Annotated in this window: 4 protein-coding genes; all 4 read right to left on the bottom strand. The window is 44.9% G+C overall.

From position 1 onward, the window contains the following. Positions 1-342: 342 nt before the first annotated feature. The 4 genes from AC805_RS04085 to AC805_RS04070 all read right to left on the bottom strand — a co-directional run bounded on the left by AC805_RS04085 (position 343) and on the right by AC805_RS04070 (position 5,488). Positions 343-627: a YggT family protein gene (locus tag AC805_RS04085; protein ID WP_156341297.1), complete on the bottom strand. Its 285-nt coding sequence runs from the start codon at positions 625-627 to the stop codon at positions 343-345. A gap of 176 nt (positions 628-803) precedes the next feature. Continuing rightward, the gene (locus AC805_RS04080; RefSeq protein WP_055074230.1) at positions 804-3,629 is read right to left on the bottom strand and encodes a pitrilysin family protein; all 2,826 of its coding nucleotides are present in this window, start codon (positions 3,627-3,629) and stop codon (positions 804-806) included. Between the two features lie 365 nt (positions 3,630-3,994). After that, the gene (locus AC805_RS04075; RefSeq protein ID WP_055074229.1) at positions 3,995-4,666 is read right to left on the bottom strand and encodes a hypothetical protein; all 672 of its coding nucleotides are present in this window, start codon (positions 4,664-4,666) and stop codon (positions 3,995-3,997) included. A 180-nt stretch (positions 4,667-4,846) separates the two neighbouring features. Continuing rightward, entirely contained in the window at positions 4,847-5,488 is a 642-nt protein-coding gene (locus tag AC805_RS04070) for a ParA family protein (RefSeq protein WP_055074228.1), read from the bottom strand. Positions 5,489-5,569: the final 81 nt, after the last annotated feature.

The raw sequence follows: 5,569 nt of genomic DNA, 5'->3' as shown, positions 1-5,569 counted from the left end.
TATAGCTGCCGCCAACTGTATCAGGACATAAAACCCCAAAGAGAGTTGCCGCGCGGAGCGCGGCAACTCTCTTTGGGGTTTTGATTTTGTCCTAACAAAACTGGCTGCAGCTATAAATATTATTCTTGGTTATTCTTGACAGACTTACTATTTTGTTGCTGTAAGTAACTGGGCACAATTAAATTTAAAATCCTCAAACCTGAAGTGCTTGTTCAGCACGCGCTTCAGATTTTGGTTCTGGTTTTTAATTATGAACAGCTAATTACAGCTAGATATGAGAATAGCTAGATATGAGATTTTTACAATATCTGGCTTTTAGGGTAAGTATATATGCCCTAGATCCTATTGCAGCATAGTCAAAATACCTTGCTGACCCAGCAGCATTTCGCGCATGAGACTAAAAATACCCACGCCAATTACAGGCGAAATATCGATGCCGCCGATGGGGGGGATTAATTTCCGCAGCACCAATAATAAAGGCTCAGTGGGGACAGTAATCAGGCTATAGGGAAATTGTTTGAGGGGAATCTGGGGATACCATGTCATGACTATCCGAAATATGTACATGAGGATGAGGAGTCCCAAGACAATATTGAGAGCAAGAGAACTAATGGCGATCGCATCCACATCTGTAACCATTTTTAAAAATTAGACATTTTATATTGTTCTTAATCCTAACAGTTTTATAGCTGTCACTGCTAGCTCGCATAATGAGAAGAGCGGCGCTTTGCGCCGCTCTTCTCATTATGCGAGCTAGCATAGAGTAAAGACAGGGCTTTAATGTCGCTTTACTCTATGGATAGCTATGATTTTTTAGGGACAATCGAAACAATTAGGAGGTTATCTGGTTGTAATAACTCTTTTGCTGCCTGATTGACCTGTTCTAGGGTTACAGATTGAATGCGTTGGGGGAACTTGTAGAAATCACCAACTGGGAATCCGTAGACTTCATCGCCGAGCAAGGATTCAGCGATATTATCTGGGTTGGCAAACTCCGTAGAGAAACTATTAATTAAGCTCTTTTTGGCAACCTCAAACTCCGCTGGCGTAATCCCTTTGTTTCGGACATCTTTCAGCAATGCCACCGTAGCATCGATCGCTTTTTGGGTGTCTTTACCGCTAGTTTGCATCTGGACGATAAACGTCCCCTGTGGTGGTTTACCTGCTTGGAAGAAACTGTAAATACCATAGGTCAAACCAAGGCGATCGCGAATTTCCGTACCAAGACGACTAGATAAAGTATCACCGCCGAGAACTTGATTCAGCATTAGAGCTGGGTAATACTCAGGATCATTCCGCGAAATGCTGGGATGCCCCATGAGGGTTACGGCTTGAGTTTTTCCAGCGAGAGCCACCTGCTTCTCACTGGTAGTGGCAAGATTAGCAACTTTGGGGAATTTAAATTGGGGAGGTCGACCGACAGCTTGCCATTTGCCCAACTTTTCCTCTAGTAAATTTCTTACCACTGCGGGCTCAAAATCTCCCGTGAGAGTCAGAATTGTATTGTCTGGGCGGTAATAGGTTTTGTAGAAAGACACCAAATCTTCTCTTTTTAAAGATTTGAGTGTTGCTTCCGTTTTCATCGCATTAAACGGATGTCCTTTGGGATAGATCGTTGATTGAAAAATCCGACGGGCTAAAGAACTAGGGTTATCTAGCTCTGATTTCAGAGCTAAAAGATTGCGCTGAAGATTCAGTTCAAACTCTTTGTTGGGGAAAGTCGCATTTTGGAGCAAGTCGGCGAGTTGATCGATCACAATTGGCAAATCTTTTGACATCGAGATCCCCGAAATGCCAACGCTTTCTCTTCCTGCCGAAAAGCCTAAACTAGCCCCGACATTTTCTAACCTCGAAGCAAGGGCAAGCGCATCCTTGGTCGTCGTGCCATTGGTAAGATTTTGGGCGGTGATTCCTGCTAAGCCTGCTTTCTCAATTGAGTCAAATCCCGCACCTGCATTGATTTGCCCTACGAGAGTTACCGTTGGCGTACTGCGATCGCGTAGTAGTAAAACTTTGAGCCCATTGGCAAGGGTGAATCGATCGGGCTGAACGGCGGTAGGAACTCCCGCCTTAGCTATCAACGCACTTTCTGGTAAGTATTTAGCAACTTCCGCAGGATCTACGGGCGAACTGGGCTTGAAAGCTTCTGACGAATGGGCATTGCTGGGGGTCGTACCAGCATCGGCAGTGATTACCGAGGGCTCGAAATATCCCAATACGCGCCGCTCTTTTTGTAGGTATTGTTTTGCGACCCTACTAATATCGGCAATTGTTACTTTCTCGACAGCTTGTAGGTAGCGATCGCTGTAACTATAGTCCTTGGCGACGGTTTGGTTATAACCAATCTGAATTGCTTGGGAATTAATATCCCGATTGCCCAGAATGTAACTAGCTCGCATACTGGTTTTAGCGCGTTCTAATTCCTTAACCGTTACAGGCTGGGTTTGGATCTTTTCGATCTCACCGAGGATCAGGCGATCGAGTTCTTCTAGGGATTTTCCTGCGGTTGGGGTCGCACTGATAAAGTACCAACCTGTCCCAATCTGGGTCGATGAATTGCCACTAACGCTACTGGCTAAACCTGTTTCCACTAAAGCTTGATAAAAGCGCGAACTTCTCCCCGCAGTAAGGATGCTATCCATCACATCGATCGCTGCGACATCAGCACCATCAACATTTGGTAAATCAGGATAAACAGCTTGCAAGAAGGGAACGCTCCCAGGTTCCTTGAGGCGAATGGGTTCCTTGCTTGACATTGGCTCAGGAGGTTTGGGCTTTTGTTGCTGAGCCTCAGCAGTGATTAAAACCTTGGGCTTAGGCGGTGCGGCGATCGAACCATAGATCTCACGTACTTTTTGGAGTGTAGCTTTAGTCTCGAAATTGCCAACAATTACCAAAGTGGCATTATCAGGACGATAAAAAGTGCGGTAATAGTTTTGAATATCCTCAACGGTAAAATTTTCTACTTCAGGACGATAGCCAATTACAGGCCAACCGTAGGAGCTATTGGGATAGGCTGCTAACATGACCTGACGATATAGCCTTGTTCCTGGGTTATTGTTGCCCCCATCAAGTTCGGATAAAACGACTGTACGCTCGCTTTTAAGTTCTTTTTCACCTGCGACTGTATTCACCATGCGGTCAGCTTCTAATTGCAGCATCGCATCCAGTTTATCGCTACCGGTCGTGCCAAAGTAGGCAGTCATGTCGTAGCTAGTAAATGCATTGGAGTTACTACCTAAGGCACTAAATAAGCGTCCGAACTGGATCGGGCGGTCTTTAGTACCTTTAAACATCAGATGTTCGAGTTGATGGGAAATACCAGTAATTCCTCGCTTCTCATTTTGCGAACCAACCCGATACCAAACCTGCACGCTCACCACTGGAGCCGTATTTACCTCCTTGGTTAAAACTGTCAAACCATTATCTAAGATGGTTTTAACGACATTGCCCGTGAGCGAATCGGGGGATGGGCTGGAAATTGTAGAAGTTTGGGCAAGATCGGTCTGAGCGGCATAGGCTTGACTACTTGAAAATTGCGACAAAGATGATTGCCATGACAATGGCAAGTTACCGAGCATGACCGCAGCGATCGCTGCGGCTAGTCCTCGACTCAAAAAAGAGAGCATAAAATTACGCTTCACCGAGATCTCCACGAAATACAGCTTTTATTATAATTGTGCGGATAGGGTAGGCATATTAAGCCCAATTGTCACCAAGATCCTAAGGAATAAATCAACAGAGATTTTGCGTTAAGTATCCCTGTTGATGATCAAAGGATTTTGACAGTTTATTTGCATTTTGTATCCCGTCAATTGGGGGATCTCTGGCATTGGTCAGCTAAAGCGTGATCGACATATTTGCGCCTTTTTAGTTGGCATGAAATAGGCATTTCAGAATCCATTCCCCATTAGCCGACCAGTGCCCGTAAGCGAAGCTATGTAACGTGATGGGAATTTTAACGCTATATAGCAACCCCTTACATTGTCATAACTCAATCCATCCACCCAATATTTTTATTGTTGATCCTTTGTAACTGTTCGTTAGAACCCGTGGGACGAGCATAGGGAGTACGATCGCGGCGGGGGTAGGGTTGCTCAACGGGTTGTTTGCGTGGCGTGGCTCTGTTTTGGGTGGTTTGGGGATTTTGCGAAACTAATTGTGAAGACTCAGACAATTCAGTGGCAGTGGATGAAGCTATTTCTTTGCTTGGATTTATAGCTTTGCCCTCTGCTTCGATTTGCGCTGAGAGTTGAATATTAGCCTCAGCCAACCGCAGATTATCCCGTTTGACTTCTACGAGTTGTCGATCGAGGTCATTTTTGAGACTTTCGATTGCCGCCAAGGACTTTTGCAAAAGTTCGATATTGGTATGGCTAAATTGTAATTCTTTTTGGAGGGAGGCTACAGTCTTTACAAGTTCGGCTTCCCTTTGTTGCGACTGGGCAAGGGACTGCTCTAGCTCCGTAATTCGTGCTTGGGAGCGATCGCCATTATTCAATGCTGGACGAATGGCTTTGTTGCTAGCTTCGTTAACGGTTTCGGCTTTTACTTCAATAGTTTGCTCCGTAACATTACCCGTTACTTCTTGGCTGGTGACTTCAGTTTCTTTTTGGACTTCGTCACGAAGCAAATCTGAAATTCCGACTTTCTTTTTGATAGACATAATTTTTAAGCGTTATTTAATTCTCTTATTTAATTCTCTACTTATCGCAATTCACGAAAGTGTGACAACACTTTTGTGGATTAAACACCAATCCCAGTAAGGTTTCGAGACTCCCAAAATGGCAACGCCATTTTGGGAATTGGTATTAATTCTCTGATGGACAAGGCAAAGCCATGCCCATCACCTGAAGATATCTCGTCGCAATTCATCGACAACCCTTCGATAGTCTGCTTCTGCTTCTCGCGCATTCTTGCCTTTCCATTCCGTTACTAATTTTCCTTCTAGAGCGGCGCGCTCATGGGCTTTGTAAGCTCTTACAAATGCATGAAAAACAGGTACTCCCACCTCTTGCAAAGTATTTTGCGCTTCTAGAGCCTCATTGAGACATCGTGGATCGACGCGAGTGAGCAAAACTCGATGGGGCACTTGAGCAGGTCTGACGGTGCTTTTGACCGTATCGATGAGAGCCGTTAAATCCATCGGTGCGGGAGGACTTGGCAAAACCAAATAATCGGCGATCGCCACAACAGTAGCAAGGGCATGGGAATGCAGTGCAGGCGGAGTATCTACCAATACTAGATCGTAACTGCTAAGTTTCGGCAATTTTCTTAAATGCGTCGGATCGATTTCCTTGGCAATATCAAAGCCCATGTCTTGATCGCCGCGACCGACCCACCAAGACAAACTCCCCTGTACGTCAGCATCTACCACTAACACCTTGGACTCTAGGGCGAATATACCTGCAATGGCGATCGCCGTTGTTGTTTTACCCACACCCCCCTTACCATTAGTCACGACTACAATTTTTGGGGAATTTGCCATGCTACTAAGACTCTTCAATAATTTACTAAATTCAATTCTATTTAATTCGTTACTAAGTAATACCAAAACACAAAATGGCTA

This window comes from Pseudanabaena sp. 'Roaring Creek', assembly GCF_001402795.1.
In the GTDB taxonomy this organism is placed as follows: domain Bacteria; phylum Cyanobacteriota; class Cyanobacteriia; order Pseudanabaenales; family Pseudanabaenaceae; genus Pseudanabaena.
The sequence above is the reverse complement of the archived record's forward strand: the minus strand, read 5'-3'. Positions and strand labels throughout refer to the sequence as shown.